The organism is Acinetobacter sp. WU_MDCI_Abxb74, assembly GCF_025513915.1.
Taxonomy (GTDB): domain Bacteria; phylum Pseudomonadota; class Gammaproteobacteria; order Pseudomonadales; family Moraxellaceae; genus Acinetobacter; species Acinetobacter calcoaceticus_C.
On record NZ_JAHPRP010000002.1, the window covers coordinates 281,722 to 298,594 of the forward strand.

The window sequence follows — 16,873 nt, forward strand, 5'->3', positions numbered from 1 at the left end:
TACAAACCAAAAGGAAAATGAGATGATGAAATTTAAAGTAAAGAACCCTGTGAGTACCGAAAGCATTGCCGCAAAACAGGGCACGGATGCTCCCACCGCCGTTCTCATCGGAGCCACTGGAGGGCTTGGTAACGCTCTGGCCAAACTCCTCGTGGCTGAGGGTTTTCGGATTGTGCTCGCGGCACGGAGTGAGAACGATGCTACAGCGTTGACTGGCCGGAGTGATGGTTCGGCGATTTATTTGCGTGCAGATGTTACTGATCCGGCTAGTCTTGAGAAGTTGGCTGCTGCTGCTTTCGATCACCTTGGGCGGATCGATGCAATAGTGAACCTCGCAGGAATCTCGCCGCGCAAACCTATTGAAGACTACACTACAGCCGACGTAGATGCGCTGATGGCGATCAATGTGAAGGGGCCGATCTTCGTGACCCAAGCTTTCCTGCCGATATTGCGAAAGCAAGCTGCTGGTGGAGTGATAGTACATCTTGGCGGCGCTATGGATGGGCGTGTAGCGTTACCATTCATGAGCGCCTATGTGGCGACTCGCGGTGCGCTGGCAAGTTACGTTCAGGGCGTCAATCGCGAACTTGCTGGTACCAACGTAGTGCTTTCGTTCTTCGGACCTGTACCGTCTAACACGGAATCAGAGTCACCATATTTCGAAATGTGGCGTAAGATGGGCGTCGACCTCTGTGAACCAGAAGTAGTCGCGCGCGAAATACTTACCACCATCCGTCAACGACGTCAGGTCCATGTCATGGGAGGATGGTTGCTCAAAATGCTCACAGTTTCGAACGCCGTGTCGCCCTCTATTGCAGATGCGATCGGTCTGCGAAAGTTCGCGAAGCTCATTCAACAACATAGTCCACGCTGATCTTCGCTCGGGATGTCTTATTATCGTGAATCAGTCCTGTAGAGCTCTAGATTACAGTGTAAAAATGTACTACTTACTACTGAAGTGCACTGGAGAAGCTGAATAAAAGTGTACCAGTGCACAGCTAAGCCTTCATTTCTGTTGATACCGATGTTGTAAATAGTATTAGGATGAGCAGAAAAGAATAAATAAAAGTTCTCAAGTTATACAAATTTAAGTAGAGAAGCTTACTTCTCTACTTATACGAGAATTAGAATCTGTTGATAGTCTCAATAAGCTATTAAGTAGCATGTTAGAATTTTAAATAAGGACTTCAGTTCCATTAATTTCTGCTGATTTAAATAATGCAGCTAATAAGATTGAAATATTATGAGCTTGTTCGGCTGGCACTTGCGATGGCTTTTCATTCTTAAATGAATCTAAGAAGGCATCTAGTTCTCTATCAAAATAAATTGGATTACCAATTTCTGCTATATCTGGAGAATATTCTGTTTTCTTAGTAGCCCAGATTTCTGGAAAACTGGTCTCATGCCATTCTGTCCAACCCTGCATTGTCCCGTCAATTTTTCCTGTTTGATACAGTTTATAAGAGGAAGGCAGGGAGCGTGATGACATAATGCCCTCAGTACCATAGGCAGTCATGTCCCAACTTTCGGTCCAGGGTAAAACATCCCAAGACATAAAATCTACCACTACGATTTTATCGTCATAGTTGAGAATTGCCCCGGCAGCATCTTCACGTGATTCATCTCCCTTGAATCCATTAAACTTTGTAATACGAGCATTTACTGATTTGGGCATTCCAAAATGATAAAGCACTCGATCAAATAGATGGCATCCAATAACGAAGAATGCGCCACCGAGATCTCCAGATTGTCTCATATGCGCCGTTTCTGCTTCATTATGGGAACAGCCGGCATGAGCTCGAACTTGCAAGACTTTCCCGATTTTTTCTTGTTTTAAACAATCTTGCATAGCGTTGATTGAAGGTGCAAATCTCCAGCAATATCCTACTTGAACAAGACCATTATTTTCTTGAACTGCTTCAACAATCCGTTGAGTGTCTTCAACACCACGACCTGCTGGCTTTTCTACTAATACAGCTTTACCTTTTTTTAAAGCTTCGATCGTTAAATCAGCCATTTCATAGCTTTTAGAATGGACAAATATTATGTCGATTTCAGGATCATTTAATATTTCTTCCTTTGTACGAGTATTAAGATTCATTGCAGTACAGAAAGGTTGTAGTAATTCACTATGATCCGCTGCCCCAATAATTTCAATGTCTGCTCGACGTTGGAGGGCTTTAACACGGCCTGAGGCATGGGGATGTGTAATCCCTAGTAATCCTACTTTTAATTTGTTCTGTACATCATTCATTGCATCATTCCTTGTTATCAATATCCCTATTAAAAATATATTTTAATTATTTGATATTAAAGTTCATTTAAGGAAAGGATTATTTCTAAAATGAAATAATAGATTGTCTCAATTATGTCTAAAAATGAAAAAGTGTTTTAATCTTTTATAGTTTTACATCAATAAATGGAATGGTAAGTTGTGCTTAATGCAACTGATACTGTAATAAAGGAAATATGATGAGTAATCAGAATATAGATCTAATAGCGGCTTATTTTACGATTTCTGGCGATGTGTACCCATTTGGTCCAACAGAAATTAGTCCTTTTTCATTTAAGGATCGAGTTGAAGCTGCTGCAGAGGCTGGTTATAAGGGTTTAGGCTTAGTCCATCCTGATTTGATGGCTACCGTGGACCGATATGGATATAAAGAAATTAGACGTATTTTAGATGCAAATGGTATTAAACATTTTGAAGTTGAATTCTTAACAGACTGGTATAAAACTGGTGAAAAATTAAGACTATCTCATAAAATGCGTGATGAGATGTTTGAGGTCGCTTCTGAAGTTGGATTGCATGCCATTAAAGTTGCACCAGGCGTTGGGGAAGATACCGCAGATATTCCATTAATGGCTGAAAAGTTTGCAGAACTTGCAGATGGAGCTAAGGCTAATAATACTTCTCTTATGCTAGAAATCATGCCATTTAGTAATGTTAGAACAATTGATACAGCTCTAGGCATTGTTCAAGGAGCAGACCGTGATAATGCCGGCTTAATGTTAGATATTTGGCATTTGGCTCGCGGTAATGTTGATTTCAGTGAAATTTCAAAAGTTCCAGTGAAATTTATTAAAGGTATTGAGTTAGATGATGCCGATAAATATGCAGTAGAACCTTTATGGATGGATACGATTAGCCGAAGAAGATTACCTGGTGAAGGGGTATTAGATATTAATCGCTTTATCACTGAAGTAAAAAAGACTGGTTATGAAGGTCCATGGGGCGTTGAAATTTTATCTGAAGCATTCCGTAAGTTGCCATTAGAACAAATGGCCAAAGAGTCTTTTGATAAAACGATTCGTTTCTTTTAATTCTTAATATTAAAAAAGGGAGCACATGCTCCCTTTTATTTTGAATATATATTCCAATAACGTTCGTATTCTTTTTCTTTGAAATCTTTCACAAGGAAGTCGATAAATAAACGATTTTTAAGAGGCATAAATTGACGGCTTTGAAAGGCGATATTCACAGTAAGTTCTGGAAGCTGCCAATCATTTAAAATTGGAATTAGACGTCCCTCAACAATATCTTGATAAATAATATATAACGGTTGTATTAATATTCCTACGCCGTTCAATGCAGCAGCTCTTACAATTTGCCCATCATTGGTTTCTAGTATTGGGTCAGTAACAAACTCGCAGTTTTGCCCATCTTTTGAAAAATTAAGAACACGTGGATTATTTGCATGACTGTACAGCAAAATATCGTGATCTTTTAATTCTTCAATAGTTTTAGGCTTTCCTTTCTTCTTAATGTAATCATATGAGGCAGCTAAAATTCTATGGGTTGTAGCTAATTTCTTAATAGTTAAGTTGGAGTCTGGTTCAAACTCTCGAGTACGTATAGCTAAATCAATATTACTATCGATAATGTCATGATAGCGATTTGCCCCAATAATATTAATTTTAATTTTGGGATATAGCTTATTGAACTCCGGTAATAACGGCGTTATGTGCATCATTGCAAAAGAAATAGATGAGGTAATCGTTACGGTACCTTCTGGTTCTAGTGCGGCAGATGTAATTTCTGATTCACTTTGATCGAGTTGGGCCAGAAAACACTTACATTTTTTATAATATTCTATTCCGATTGGGGTTAAAGCTAGTCGTCTAGTACTGCGCTCAATTAATCTTACATTCAGGCGATTTTCCAGTGCAGTTAAATGGCGACTTGCAGCAGCATTTGAAATTTCTAATTTTTCAGCTGCTTTATTCATCGTGCCAAGCTCAGCTACAGCGACAAATAATTCCATGCTAGTCAGTCTATCCATACTTCCTCATCCTTCATTATTCCTGAAATGAAATAAAGATTTTCTATTGTGAAGTTTTATTTCATTTTCGATCAGATTAGCATGAATTCAATGGGAATATTTTTATTAAAAGGAAAATTTATGAAGAATCTGGATGAGAGAACTATTACTCAAGCGGTAATAGAAAGGAACTCTACATCATCTAATGAACGCCTTGTAGATATTATGCATTCCTTAGTGAAACATTTACATTCCTTTGCCAGAGAAGTTCATTTAACTGAAGAAGAGTGGGAAATGGGAATTAAATTTTTAACAGAGGTGGGGCAAATTTGTAGTCCTACTCGTCAAGAATTCATTCTTCTTTCAGACACATTGGGACTGTCAACTTTAGTAATAGCTCAAAATCATAAAAAGCCTTTAGGGTGTACTGAAGCTACTGTTTTTGGTCCATTCCATGTCCAGAATGCTCCCCAATTAGAACTTGGTACGAATATTAGCGAAGGAGTTAAGGGTACTCCTTGGTTTGTAAGTGGGAACATCCGTGGAATAGACGGCGAACCCATACCAAATGCAGAAATAGAAGTTTGGCAGGCAGACGATGATGGCTACTATGATGTTCAAAAAGAAAATTTACAGGCATATCAAGGACGAGCTGTTTTAAAAGCTGATAACCAAGGCCATTATTATTTCCAAACTATTGTTCCCGAAGCTTATCCAATTCCACATGATGGGCCTGTTGGAAAAATGCTTGAAGCACTCAATCGCCATCCATGGAGACCTGCTCATCTTCATTTCATGATTAGCGCACCTAATTATGAACGTTTGGTAACTCATGTTTTTAAAGAAGATGGTGAATATTTAGATTCAGATGCCGTCTTCGGTGTTCGTTCCTCATTAATTGCAAAATGGGTTCGCCATGAAGAAGGCTTAGATCCAAATGGCAATTTCCAATACTCGCCTTTTTATACATTGAACTTTGACTTTGTTCTGAATAAACAAAAGGTTAACTAAGTATATGATTAATAAGATTAGTACATCTATAGAAAGTGCATTAACCCAGATTAAAGATGGTGCCACCATCCTGATTGGTGGTTTTGGTACCGCAGGACAACCCGCTGAACTCATTGACGGTCTTATTGAACTGGGTGTTAAAGATTTAACTATTGTCAGCAACAATGCCGGTAATGGCGATTATGGCTTGGCGAAATTGCTTAAAGCCGGTTCAGTTAAAAAAGTCATCTGTTCTTTCCCACGGCAGTCAGACTCTTATGTGTTTGATGAGCTGTACCGTGCTGGAAAGGTTGAGCTTGAAGTGGTGCCACAAGGTAATCTAGCGTGTCGTATTCAGGCAGCGGGTATGGGATTAGGTGCCGTGTTTACCCCAACAGGCTTTGGAACACTTTTGGCTGAAGGCAAAGAAACCCGCCAGATTGACGGGAAAGATTACGTACTTGAATATCCGATCAAGGCTGACTTTGCCTTGATTAAAGCTTACAAGGGCGACCGCTGGGGCAATCTGGTTTACCGTAAATCTGCACGTAACTTTGGTCCGATCATGGCCATGGCTGCGGATGTCACTATTGTTCAGGTCTCTGAAGTAGTGGAACTCGGTGGATTAGATCCGGAGCACATCATCACCCCAGGCATTTTTGTACAGCATGTTGTACAAGTCGCACCTGCACAGTAAGCAATAAGGAGAAATAACATGAGCTACCAGAAACTCAGCCGTGACCAGATTGCAAAACGTGTGGCACAAGACATTCCAGATGGCGCCTATGTAAACTTGGGTATTGGTTTACCAACTAAGATTGCGAGCTACCTACCTAACGATAAAGATATTTTCCTTCATTCTGAGAATGGCCTATTGGCTTTTGGCCCACCGCCAGCGGCAGGTGAAGAAGACCCTGAACTGATTAATGCAGGTAAAGAGTTTGTGACTATGCTCGAAGGCGGCAGCTTTTTCCACCATGGTGATTCGTTTGCCATGATGCGTGGTGGTCACCTTGATATTGCAGTGCTTGGTGCGTTTCAGGTTGCAGCGAATGGTGACTTGGCCAACTGGCACACCGGTGTTCCGGATGCGATTCCTGCTGTTGGTGGTGCGATGGATTTGGCTGTGGGTGCCAAGAAAGTATTTATCACCACAGACCATGTAACTAAGCAAGGTGAACCGAAGATTGTGGCTGAGCTGAGCTATCCAGTAACTGGTAAACGTTGTGTTGACCGTATTTACACCGACCTTTGTGTGATTGATGTCACGAAGGATGGTTTAAAGGTGATTGAGAAAGTGGAAGGTCTTAGCTTTGAAGAGTTACAGGCTTTAACTGGTGCAACTTTGATTGATGCGACAAAAGGATAAGGACGTAGGGAAATGACTTTAAAAAACGCTTATATCATCGATGCCATTCGTACTCCATTCGGCCGTTATGCCGGTGGCCTTGCGCCTGTCCGTGCTGATGACCTTGGTGCTGTGCCGATTAAAGCTTTAATCCAGCGTAACCCGAATGTAGATTGGGAACAGGTCGATGATGTGATCTATGGCTGTGCTAACCAAGCCGGTGAAGACAACCGTAATGTCGGCCGTATGTCAGCTTTACTTGCATGTTTACCGTATCAGGTGCCAGCAACCACCATTAACCGTCTCTGTGGTTCATCACTCGATGCGATTGCCATTGCTGCCCGTGCCATTAAAGCGGGTGAAGCGAACTTGGTGATTGCAGGTGGTGTAGAGAGTATGAGCCGTGCACCTTATGTGATGGGCAAGTCAGACAGTGCCTTTGGCCGTAGCCAGAAGATTGAAGACACCACCATGGGCTGGCGTTTCATTAACCCAAAACTTAAAGAATTGTATGGTGTAGACACCATGCCCCAGACTGCCGAAAACGTAGCTGAACAGTTTAATGTTAATCGTGCAGATCAGGACCAGTTTGCCTTGGCGAGCCAACAACGCACCGCAAGCGCGCAAGCCAAAGGCTTTTTTTCTAAAGAAATCGTGGCAGTTGAAATCCCTCAGCGTAAGGGGGATGCTGTTGTGATTGATACCGATGAACACCCACGTGCATCAACGACCCTTGAAGCTTTAAGCAAACTTAAACCTGTTGTTAAAGCAGATGGCACAGTCACTGCGGGTAATGCTTCGGGTATTAACGATGGTGCAGCAGCTTTACTGATTGCTTCTGATGATGCAGTTCAAACTTATAACCTAAAACCACGTGGCAAGATCATTGCTTCAACAGCTGTGGGTGTAGAACCTCGCATTATGGGATTTGCTCCAGCACCTGCAATCAAGAAGCTTCTTAAACAAGCCAACCTGACATTAGAACAAATGGATGTGATTGAGCTGAATGAAGCTTTTGCGGCACAGGCTTTGGCAGTGACTCGTGATTTAGGTTTACCTGATGATTCTGCCAAGGTAAATCCAAATGGCGGTGCAATTGCTTTGGGTCATCCACTTGGCGCTTCAGGTGCACGCCTAGTCACCACAGCCTTAAATCAGCTTGAGCAAACAGGTGGTCGTTATGCCTTGTGTTCAATGTGTATTGGTGTGGGGCTAGGTATTGCTTTGATTATCGAGAAAGTTTGAAGAAATTCATATAAGGAGGGGGAAGTTTATGGATGAGGATTTAATTAGAGATTTAGAGAATCAACGTTTCCAAGCGATCTTAAACAAAGACTACTTAACTTTTCGGAATTTATGCCATTCAAGTCTTCATTACATGCATAGTAATGGTGCTTCAGACAACTTGGATAGTTATATTCAGAAGTGTGAGACAAATTTTTATCAATATCAATGGATAAAGCATCCAATTGATAAGATTGAGTTTTTTAATGATTGTGCATTTGTATTTGGTGAGATGCAAGCTGAGTTATTAATCAACAGTATTCCTAAGCAGCTCGATAATAAAACTCTAAGTATATGGATTAAAGATCAAACCTCTTGGAAATTTTATGCCTTTCAACCTACATCAAAAGCATAAAATTTATATATTGTTAAGGAAACTAGAAAATGGATATTTGTTTCAAAGACCAGAATGTTGTTATTACTGGTGCTGCACAGGGCATTGGTAAAGCAACAGCTCACCTATTTATCAAATTGAAAGCGAATGTTTTTCTCATAGATTTTGATTTGGATGGGCTACAGCAAATTAAAAATGAGGTTCAGGATTTTGAAGGAAAAATAGAAATTTTCCAATGTGATTTAACCAGCTCTGAACAAACTAATCGTATTTTAGATGATGTCATTATGTTAGCTAACAACAGAGTTGATGTCTTAGTTAACAATGTTGGATCTGGAGCTGTTCGGTTATTTGATGATTTAACTGATCAAGATTGGGAAAATACCATGAACTTAAACTTCATGAGTTATGTTCGCACGTGTCGTAAAATTTTGCCGGTAATGAGAGCACAAGAAAAAGGTGTAATTATTAACAATGCTTCTGATCTTGCACGTCAACCTGAAGCATGTCCTATAGACTATTCTGCTTCTAAAGCAGCTGTATTGGCTTTAACAAAAGGTCTAGCAAGAAGTGAAGGGCCTAAAATTAGAATTAATGCTGTAGCTCCTGGCCCTATATGGACTCCGTTTTGGACAAAGCCGGGGGGATTCGCTGATACATTAAGCACTATTCATAAACTCCCCCCACAGGAAGCTGTTGAGTTCGAAATGAGAAATCGTCACCTTCCTCTTGAGAGATTAGGCACTCCTGAGGAAGTCGCTAACGTGATTATATTCTTATCTTCAGAATATGCCTCTTTTGTGACCTCAAGTGTGTGGGGTGTTGATGGAGGTAGTATTAGATCTATTATTTAATACTCAATAAAATAAAGGCCAACTTAAAGTTGGCCTTTATTTTGAATTAATTAATAAACAAATGGGTTACCACCAATATTCTAACTGAACCCCAAAATTAGAACCGTTTGATTGATGCACAAATTCTCCATATGGATTTAAAACATCACGAGTTTTTTGTTCAGCATCATTCCACAAAGCATACGTATAATAGACTCTTAATTCTGGACGATCATAATATTTAGTGCCATTAAAAGACCAAGTTGGTGCAAAGGTAATTTTGGTAAGATTACGTGTTTCATTACCTTCTTTGATTTCATCATAACCAACCTCTGCCGAAATTTTGAAATGATCATGAAATATATAAGAAGCTCTAGATCCCACTGATAACCAATCCACATCATCTTGGTGATCAAATTTATTCTTTTGGTAGACCAATTGCGCCTGACCGTTAAATAGCTGGTTATCTGACTCCCAATCCAAAATATCCATTACTCGAAAGGCATTATTGCTTTTATCTAAATCAGTCTTACCGGTATAGCTCAGTCCAGTTCCTGGTCCTTCCCCATATTGTAATACAAAAGTATTTTTGCCATTTAATATATGAGTAGTTGTATCTTGTAGTGTTAGCGCCCATCCATTTTGTTCAGCATCTATGACAGAAAGCCCTACATTTAATGTATTAGAAGGGGTAATCTTGATATCACCAATTGTTAGATCATGTCGATTAGCATATTCTTTTTGGAAGACATTATCTTTTCGAGAGAAGACATAACTTAAAGAAAAGTCTTTAAGTTTATATTTGTCAATTCCGAAACCAGTACCACTTTGATTCCAATAATAAAAATCAGTCATATGGCTATCATTACGATTATAGTAGCGACGACCAGCCCAAATATTACCGCCATTCAAAAAAGAAATATTTTCCCATTCTAAATAAGCCTGATTAAGCCGTGTAAAGCCATTATCATTATTAAAGGTGAGGGATTGCCCATATGGATTGTATGCTTGCAGCATTCCATTGATACTTATTCTTGATTGATCACTTAATGTAATCAGTTTTTGTTTTGCAAAAATTTCGCCATATTGTTCACATTCATTTCCCAAGCGGTATTTAGAAGGGGCTCCTGTTAATTGAAAGCATTCTTGTGTATTACCATTATCAGAGGAACCAATTCCTGTTCTGAGATATCCATGGGTTTCAAGGGCCATACTTGCTTGGCTAGAAATAAGTGTAAATGTTCCTAATATCCATTTGATATTTTTCATAAAAAGTCCTTTTTATGGGTGAGTTTGGCTACCTCCATTTAAGATATAAAAATGGAGGTAGGTTTTTGGTTCTAAACTTAGTTAAACGTTAGTTGGGAGGATTTCCTTCATAGGCATTTTGCAGCAATGTACGAATTGCATTCTTTTCAATAGGCTTAGGATTCCAATAAGGATTTGCTAAAGCGATTTCTGTGGCTTTATCTAGATCTGGTTCGGTGAGACCTAAATCTTTTAGTGAAAGTGGGCCTTCTAAAGTTTTAATTAATTCGAATAATGCGTTAGCGGCAGTACTATCATTCGCTCCCAAAGCTCTTTTAATTCGATTCATTGCCTCTGGAGCAGATTCTTCGTTATAAGCGATTGCATGAGGAAGAACTACAGTATGAGTAGGGGCATGAGGCAAATTGAAACTTCCACCTAATGTATGGCAAAGCTTATGATGTATTGCCATTCCTACATTACCAAGGACATATCCGCACAGCCAAGCGCCATAAAGACATAGGCTACGTGCTTCAATATCTAGTGAATCATTTTTTAATTTCTTTAATCCTTCAGCTAAAGCACGAATTCCTTCTTCTGCTAACAATGACATAATAGGATTGCCATTTTGGGCATACAGTCCTTCAGCCGCATGTGCAATAGCGTTGATACCACTAGTAATAGACATTTCTAATGGTAAGCTTAAGGTTAATTCAGGATCATAGATTACAGTTTTCGGTAGTACTCTTGGATCTTTGCCCGTTTTTTTAATCCCATTTTCAGTTATGCCATATACAGGAGTCATTTCTGAACCGGCATAAGTTGTTGGAATTGCTAAAATAGGGAGGTCATATTCTAGTGCAATGGCTTTACCTAAGCCTGTAGTAGAGCCACCACCTACAGCTATTGCGCAATCCGCTCCTAGTTTCTGAGCTACATCCCGTGCTTCTTTTGCAGATTCCACAGGTACATGCATCACTGCTTTTGCAAAAACTCCAACAGAGTTCTCACCTAAGATAGAAGAAATCTTTTCAGCTAATTCAACTTGTTCTGGAGTACAAAGTACCAAAGCCTTTTTTGCGCCTAAAAGATCAATTTCTCGTTGAAGATATTGAATTGAACCTGCTCCAAAAATTACACGACTTTGTGGAACATCATAGATAAATTTATTTTTCATATGGGTAATCCTTACGGTAATGGAGTAGGTTGATATGCATAAAATAGCCAACTATCATTTTCTTTAATCCAGACAGCTAACGATTTATTTTTAAGATTCTTTTCTGAGTTTCCTGCTCTAAGTTCTGAGTGCATTTCTCCAAATACAAGAGCTAAGTTACCAATAATCTTAATTTTATTAATTGGATGCTTAATCCACTTGTAGTCGTAATAACCGCCGAATAACTTTTCTAAATAAGTTTCTTTAGTGTCGGTAATCCCACTTGTATGGGTATACGTCATTTCAGGGTGAGCGAGTTTAGCGAAATCTTCATAACGCTTTTCAACGATTGATTGAAAGCGTTCATTCTCTAAGTTTTGGATTAAAATATTGTCCATAGCATCTATATTTTTCTAGAAAGATAGTTCAATCCTAAAGATATTTATAATTTAAAAAATAACGATAAGGAAAAATATATTTTCATAGATGAAAGAATAAATGGTATTTCGAAAGATTATTTCAAAATAGAAATACTGTTTTTTGATTGTTTCTATTTAACTTAATCATGCAGGTTCCTATGATGAATGTAAGCAGTGATGTTTCAATAATCAAAGGATGATGAAAATGATTAACTTCGCAGTATTAGGTGTTGGCCGTATTGGCAAAATACATGCTCAAAATGTCCATCAGAATCCAAACTGTACTTTAAAGGTAGTTGCGGATCCATGGATAGAAGGGACTGATCAGTTAGCGAAAGAATTAAACTGCAGTACTGAATATGATTATTTCAAAGCTATTGAAAGAGATGATGTTGATGCAATCTTAATTGGTACACCAACAGAGTTCCATGTTTCTTTAATGTTGCATGCAGTTCGTCTTGGAAAACCAGTATTGTGTGAAAAACCGATTGATAAAGAATTTCAACTCGCACTAGATGCAGTAAAAGAAGTTGAAAAATATAAAGGCCAAGTGATGTTGGCATTTAACCGTCGATTTGATCCAGACACAATAGCGGTAAAAAATGCCATTAATGCGAATGAAATTGGTGATATTCGCCAAATTATTATTACCAGTCGAGATCCAGGACTTCCTTCTAGAGAGTATTTGAAGAGTTCAGGTGGCATTCTAAAAGATATGACTATTCACGACTTTGATATGGCTAGATTTCTATTAGGAGAAGAGCCAGTTCAAGTTCAAGCAATCGCAAGCCGTTTAGTTGATCCGACTATTGAAGAGTTTGGTGATTATGATTCAGTTATGGTTCTTCTGAAAACTAAATCTGGAAAACAATGTGTGATTAATGGTTCACGCGAGGCCGTATATGGTTTTGATCAACGTCTAGAGGTGTTAGGTTCTAAAGGAATGCTTAGAACTGAAAATCACAAAGAAAATAGCCTACAACGATATTCTTCAACTTATACACAAGCGCAAGAACCCTTACTTAACTTCTTTCTTGAACGGCATGCTCTTTCATACAAAATCGAATTAGATAAGTTTATTGATGCGGTAACTAACAATCATTCATTCTGTACAACACCTTTTGACGGTCTCATGGCTTTACATATAGCTCTCTGTGCAGAAGAAGCAGTACGGACGGGACAAGTAGTTAAAATCAACGATTTAAGGGAAGAAATTAATAACAGTAATGTTGGACTAACTGTTGCCTAATCGGCATTAAAAAAGGATTTTAATCATGGATACAGATATCAGAACTTTTTCACAAATCGTGAAAGAGGAGAAGAAAGTCGTTTCAACAAAAATTGCTTTCTATCTTGTAACAAGCTTATTTTTTATGTGGGGGTTCTCACATAGTCTTTTAGATGTTCTAAATAAACATTTTCAAGATCTATTGCATATTTCACATGGTGAATCAGCATTTATTCAAACTGCTTATTTTAGCGCATACTTTTTGATTGCTCTGCCAATCGGTATGTTTATGCAGCGTTTCGGATATAAAGCTGGCGTAATCGTAGGTTTGGCTTTATTTGCACTTGGCGCTCTATTATTTCTACCTGCTGGATATATTGGAACTTTTAGTGCATTTCTATCAGCTATTTTTGTTTTAGCTTGTGGTCTGGCATGTTTGGAGGTTGGGGCAAATTTATATGCAGCAGAACTTGGTGATCCTTCTACTGCTGCTCAACGTCTGACTTTAGCCCAAGGGTTTAATGGTTTGGGGGGCTTTTTTGGACCAATCGTTGGTGGGGCAGTATTCTTTGCTCCTGCTGGTCATTTCTTGGGAATTGAACTGGAGCCAACTTCATTAACATATGTAGTTTTAGCAATTGTTGTTTTCATCTTATTACTAGTTTTTGTAAAAGCAAAACTTCCTGTAATTGAATACCAAAAAGATGAAACGCAAAGTAGTCCTACTTCTAACCTTCAATTATTTAAAGTTGGTAGTTTCCGAGGGGCATTACTTGCACAATTCTGTTATGTAGGTGCTTATTTTGCGATTGGTGCATTCTTTATTAATTTCGCACTTGATCATTGGCAAGGTTTAACTACTCAAAAAGCTGCCTATATTTTATCTATTGGAATGCTAGCTTATATGATTGGGCGTTTCGGTGGTTCATTAATAATGAGATTTATTGATGCACGCAAATTGATGGTCTTTAATTGCCTAATGAGCATTATCTTGTGTGGTATTGCAATGACTGGTACAGAAATGATTTCTATATTCGCCGTTGTTTCAATCTACTTATTTATGTCGACCATGTATCCAACTATCTTTGCTATGGGAGTAAGAAACTTAGGAACTAAGACAAAATTAGCAGGTTCAATTTTAGTAATGATGTTAATTGGTGGTGCTGTAATACCCGTTGTTATGGGATATATGTCAGATATGTTTGGTACAGCCATCGCATTTATTGTGCCTCTTATTTGTTTCTCAGTCATAGGGATGTATGGCATAAGTCAAAAAAAGCAAATAATTACCTTAGGTAAATAAATAAAATAGATAGTAAGGGCACTTAAATAAGTGCTCTTTTTATTTGAAAAAATTATAAAATTTTAAAGTAGGTCAATTTTATAAGACTCCGTGGGTTAATTGAAAAACATATATTGCGGGAATAATTTATTTATTGGCGAATTTTATTCTACAGATAGTCTACTTTAGGTTTGTTTATCAACTTTTATCTTAATAGTAGAGTTGTTTTTTTATTTTGTAGAACCTTCTTATGACTGCAATTTCGGTACTTGATCTGGTTATGATGGGGGAGGGAAAGAATTTTTCCGACTCATTAAATGATATTACTATGCTTGCTAAACATGTCGAGCAGTGTGGCTATAATCGATTCTGGATTGCTGAACATCATAATATGCCTGGGATAGCTTCTTCTGCTACAACAATTATTATGAGTCATTTAGCTTCACATACTTCTTCATTAAGAATTGGTTCGGGTGGCATTATGATGCCCAACCATTCACCGCTAATAATTGCTGAGCAATTCGCTACATTAAATACATTATTCCCCAATAGGATTGATCTGGGCTTAGGAAGAGCACCTGGTACAAATAGCCTCACAGTTCAGGCGATTCGTGGAACAAATATAACTTCTCGTGAATTGCAAGATGACGTGGTTACTCTACAAGATTATTTATTAGACAATGGAATGCAACCAGTACGTTCAATTCCAGAAAAACAAAATATACCTATGTGGATATTAGGCTCTGGTTTATATGGTGCTGATCTGGCGGCCAAAATGGGATTGCCTTTTGCATTTGCTTCACATTTTGCGCCTTTTTATCTTGAGCAGGCAATATCACATTATAAAGAAAACTTTAAACCAAGTACTTACTTGGAAAAGCCTTACGTAATGGTTGGTGTTAATGTATTTGCAGCAGATACATATGAGGAAGCACAGTATTTAGCTAGCTCGCATCGTCAGTGGGTAGTCAATCGTAATTCTGGGCAATCAGGTTTATTACCTAAGCCAGTGGAAAACTATATAAGTAAAATATCAAAAGAACAGCTCCATGCGATGGAAGCTGAACTCACCTATACAGCTATTGGTAATAAAGAAGAAGTAGGTGTCTGGTTACAGCATTTCATTAATTTTACGGGTGCTGATGAATTGATGATCGATGCAAGAATTTATGATCCGGTTGCACGTTGTCGTTCGTACCAATTAGCTGCAGAGTCCATCAACTTAACGTAGAGTTCCGAAATATCCTTCGGTAGCTTTTATGATCAGTTCATCAACAATCAGACGAACTTTAGGTATGAGATGTTTAGTCCTCGGCCAGAGAATATGAAGTTCCGAAGGCAGTGGACTATAGTCTTCTAATAATAGTTTTAAAGTGCCATTAGCAAGATATGAATTGACCATAGTTTCTGGAAGTTGAACTATTCCCATGCCTCCAACACAAGATTGTAATAAGGCATCGCCATCACTCACCTGATGGGAGTTCTGCGAAATATATTTGATCTCATCACCAGTTGGAGAGCGTAACTTCCAAGCTAAAGGGGAGCCTCTCCGATACCCCATAATACAATGATGATTTTTTAGATCATCAGGAGAAATAGGTTCTCCATATTTTTCTATGTATTCTGGGGTCGCACATAAATAAAGACGTTGGCTACTAAGATATCGAGAAATTAACTCATCTGTATCTTGTAGTTCACCTAAACGCAGGACAAGATCAAGCCCTTCTTCAAGTGGATCAATAAAACGGTCATTGAAAGTAAGCGTAAAACGAAGATCTGGATATTTTTTTGCAACTTCAATTAATAGAGGCATCATAAGACCTCTACCAAATGATATCGGCATATCAATTCTTACTTCACCAGAAGGCTTATCTTGACGTCTACTCAGGCTGTTTTCAGCTGCATCAAGAATTTCTAGAGCAGAAAGACAACTGGCTAAGTAGGCTTCTCCATCACTGGTTAAGCTAAGTTTTCTTGTTGAGCGATGGAATAAACGAGTACCAAGCCTCTCTTCAAGGCGTGCGATACTTTTGCCTACAGCTGATTTGGTAATTCCAAGTTTATCTGCAGCCTCAGTGAAGCTTTTGGATTTAGCTGTAATAACAAAATTGGTAATCCCTTTTAAAGATTCAACTGAGACAAAATTAGACATAGTGTTGACTCTTAATGGTTAAAAAGAAGTTTTCCCCATAGAGTTTTATAGTACCAGTTCATATGTATTAAGGTTAATAACTAGCTTGTATATTCAGTCAAATATAGGCTGATAAGATTAACATTGATATATAACATCAAGTCTTTGTGACGTTTGCAATTTTAAAAAGGGTTTCAAACTCAAAGTTTTACTTTATAAAAAAATATGCTTTTCTTTATCGGATAAGAATTTTTATAACTTGTAGTCATTAATAACAGTCTATTTAGTAATTAAAGTGGAATGAGAAAAACTCATGGATTGAATACTTTTACTCACTTTTTATTAAAATATATTTATG

At 38.3% G+C, this 16,873-nt stretch carries 17 protein-coding genes; 11 read left to right on the plus strand and 6 right to left on the minus strand.

The window, feature by feature from the left end:
* Positions 1–22: 22 nt before the first annotated feature.
* Entirely contained in the window at positions 23–874 is an 852-nt protein-coding gene (locus KTH84_RS07375) for an SDR family NAD(P)-dependent oxidoreductase (RefSeq protein ID WP_262472690.1), read from the plus strand.
* A gap of 300 nt (positions 875–1,174) precedes the next feature.
* Here KTH84_RS07375 and KTH84_RS07380 read toward each other — a convergent pair whose 3' ends face one another.
* On the minus strand, positions 1,175–2,254 hold the full coding sequence (locus KTH84_RS07380; RefSeq protein ID WP_262472692.1) for a Gfo/Idh/MocA family protein: 1,080 nt from the start codon (positions 2,252–2,254) through the stop codon (positions 1,175–1,177).
* Between the two features lie 218 nt (positions 2,255–2,472).
* Between KTH84_RS07380 and KTH84_RS07385 the strand changes: the two genes are divergently transcribed.
* Complete coding sequence (locus KTH84_RS07385; RefSeq protein WP_205468721.1) at positions 2,473–3,324, plus strand: sugar phosphate isomerase/epimerase family protein; 852 nt, start codon at positions 2,473–2,475, stop codon at positions 3,322–3,324.
* A 35-nt stretch (positions 3,325–3,359) separates the two neighbouring features.
* On the opposite strand, the gene KTH84_RS07390 is transcribed toward KTH84_RS07385, so the two are convergent.
* Positions 3,360–4,283, minus strand: coding sequence for a LysR family transcriptional regulator (locus KTH84_RS07390; protein WP_262472697.1), 924 nt, complete (start codon positions 4,281–4,283; stop codon positions 3,360–3,362).
* A gap of 120 nt (positions 4,284–4,403) precedes the next feature.
* Here KTH84_RS07390 and KTH84_RS07395 point away from each other — a divergent pair, with 120 nt between their 5' ends.
* The 6 genes from KTH84_RS07395 to KTH84_RS07420 are packed head-to-tail and all read left to right on the plus strand — an operon-like array spanning position 4,404 to position 9,072.
* A complete protein-coding gene (locus KTH84_RS07395) occupies positions 4,404–5,273 on the plus strand; it encodes an intradiol ring-cleavage dioxygenase (RefSeq protein WP_262472698.1) in 870 nt (289 codons plus the stop codon).
* A gap of 4 nt (positions 5,274–5,277) precedes the next feature.
* A complete protein-coding gene (locus KTH84_RS07400) occupies positions 5,278–5,949 on the plus strand; it encodes a 3-oxoacid CoA-transferase subunit A (RefSeq protein WP_262472699.1) in 672 nt (223 codons plus the stop codon).
* Positions 5,950–5,967: 18 nt separating this feature from the next.
* Positions 5,968–6,621: a 3-oxoacid CoA-transferase subunit B gene (locus tag KTH84_RS07405; RefSeq protein WP_262472702.1), complete on the plus strand. Its 654-nt coding sequence runs from the start codon at positions 5,968–5,970 to the stop codon at positions 6,619–6,621.
* 12 nt (positions 6,622–6,633) lie between these two features.
* Positions 6,634–7,845 carry a 3-oxoadipyl-CoA thiolase gene (pcaF, locus tag KTH84_RS07410; protein ID WP_262472704.1) on the plus strand — a complete coding sequence of 404 codons (1,212 nt, stop codon included), beginning with the start codon at positions 6,634–6,636 and terminating at the stop codon, positions 7,843–7,845.
* A 28-nt stretch (positions 7,846–7,873) separates the two neighbouring features.
* Positions 7,874–8,239 carry a nuclear transport factor 2 family protein gene (locus KTH84_RS07415; protein WP_262472705.1) on the plus strand — a complete coding sequence of 122 codons (366 nt, stop codon included), beginning with the start codon at positions 7,874–7,876 and terminating at the stop codon, positions 8,237–8,239.
* Positions 8,240–8,268: 29 nt separating this feature from the next.
* Positions 8,269–9,072, plus strand: coding sequence for an SDR family NAD(P)-dependent oxidoreductase (locus KTH84_RS07420; protein ID WP_262472706.1), 804 nt, complete (start codon positions 8,269–8,271; stop codon positions 9,070–9,072).
* A gap of 66 nt (positions 9,073–9,138) precedes the next feature.
* On the opposite strand, the gene KTH84_RS07425 is transcribed toward KTH84_RS07420, so the two are convergent.
* From KTH84_RS07425 to KTH84_RS07435, 3 genes are all read right to left on the minus strand, one after another.
* Positions 9,139–10,320: a maltoporin gene (locus KTH84_RS07425; protein WP_262472708.1), complete on the minus strand. Its 1,182-nt coding sequence runs from the start codon at positions 10,318–10,320 to the stop codon at positions 9,139–9,141.
* 88 nt (positions 10,321–10,408) lie between these two features.
* Positions 10,409–11,476: a maleylacetate reductase gene (locus KTH84_RS07430; protein WP_262472711.1), complete on the minus strand. Its 1,068-nt coding sequence runs from the start codon at positions 11,474–11,476 to the stop codon at positions 10,409–10,411.
* Positions 11,477–11,487: 11 nt separating this feature from the next.
* On the minus strand, positions 11,488–11,853 hold the full coding sequence (locus KTH84_RS07435; protein ID WP_042898026.1) for a nuclear transport factor 2 family protein: 366 nt from the start codon (positions 11,851–11,853) through the stop codon (positions 11,488–11,490).
* 226 nt (positions 11,854–12,079) lie between these two features.
* On the opposite strand from KTH84_RS07435, the gene iolG reads away from it, so the two are divergent.
* The 3 genes from iolG to KTH84_RS07450 all read left to right on the plus strand — a co-directional run bounded on the left by iolG (position 12,080) and on the right by KTH84_RS07450 (position 15,615).
* The gene (gene iolG, locus KTH84_RS07440; RefSeq protein WP_262472712.1) at positions 12,080–13,123 is read left to right on the plus strand and encodes an inositol 2-dehydrogenase; all 1,044 of its coding nucleotides are present in this window, start codon (positions 12,080–12,082) and stop codon (positions 13,121–13,123) included.
* Between the two features lie 25 nt (positions 13,124–13,148).
* Positions 13,149–14,405 (plus strand): MFS transporter, encoded by a 1,257-nt coding sequence (locus KTH84_RS07445; protein WP_262472715.1) that lies wholly within the window; start codon positions 13,149–13,151, stop codon positions 14,403–14,405.
* 229 nt (positions 14,406–14,634) lie between these two features.
* Entirely contained in the window at positions 14,635–15,615 is a 981-nt protein-coding gene (locus tag KTH84_RS07450) for an LLM class flavin-dependent oxidoreductase (RefSeq protein WP_262472717.1), read from the plus strand.
* On the opposite strand, the gene KTH84_RS07455 is transcribed toward KTH84_RS07450, so the two are convergent.
* Complete coding sequence (locus tag KTH84_RS07455; RefSeq protein ID WP_042898024.1) at positions 15,607–16,536, minus strand: LysR family transcriptional regulator; 930 nt, start codon at positions 16,534–16,536, stop codon at positions 15,607–15,609. The two genes, KTH84_RS07450 and KTH84_RS07455, sit on opposite strands and share 9 nt — an antisense overlap.
* Positions 16,537–16,873: the final 337 nt, after the last annotated feature.